Origin of the sequence: Elioraea sp. Yellowstone, from assembly GCF_006704265.1 — a bacterium.
GTDB lineage: Bacteria > Pseudomonadota > Alphaproteobacteria > Acetobacterales > Acetobacteraceae > Elioraea.
Genome location: NZ_VIKA01000340.1, coordinates 1 through 476, shown reverse-complemented (window position 1 = coordinate 476; position 476 = coordinate 1). Strand labels below are relative to the sequence as shown.

The 476-nt window shown below is 77.9% G+C and carries 1 protein-coding gene; it reads right to left on the bottom strand.

The window, feature by feature from the left end; genetic code table 11:
- A partial coding sequence (locus FK498_RS19035) for a gamma-glutamyltransferase (RefSeq protein ID WP_202614948.1) occupies nucleotides 1-476 on the bottom strand: 476 nt, incomplete at both ends.

Here is a 476-nt window from a genome sequence, read left to right as displayed (position 1 = left end):
GATCGCCCGGCGGGCGAGCGCGATCGCCAGCGCCACCGCCGCGCCGATCGAGCCACCCACCGGTGCCGCGTGCAGCACGTCGTTGCCGAGCGGGACGCCCACGGTGGCGGTCAGCGACGGCAGCGTCGTGCGCAGCTCCTCCACGGCCAGCCCGCCGCCCGCCGCCGCCGCGGCATCCGCCAGCCGGCGCGCAAGCGCGCCCTGATAGAGGTCGCCGACCCCCTGGCTGCGGATCAGCCCGATCAGGTTGCCGAGCTCGGCCTGCTCGATCCGGTCCCCCTCTCCGAGCGGCGCACCGTCGGCCCGCGCGAACAGCGCGCGCGCCTGCGGATCGGCGAAGAGGGGGCCGGCGACCACCGCGAGGTCGCGCGCGAAGGCGCGGCTGACCTGGGTGCCGAAGCGCGCGAGCTGCTCGGCGGGCGCGACCAGGCGCTCGAAGGGCAGCCGGCCGAGGCGCGCATGCAGGGCGAACAGGC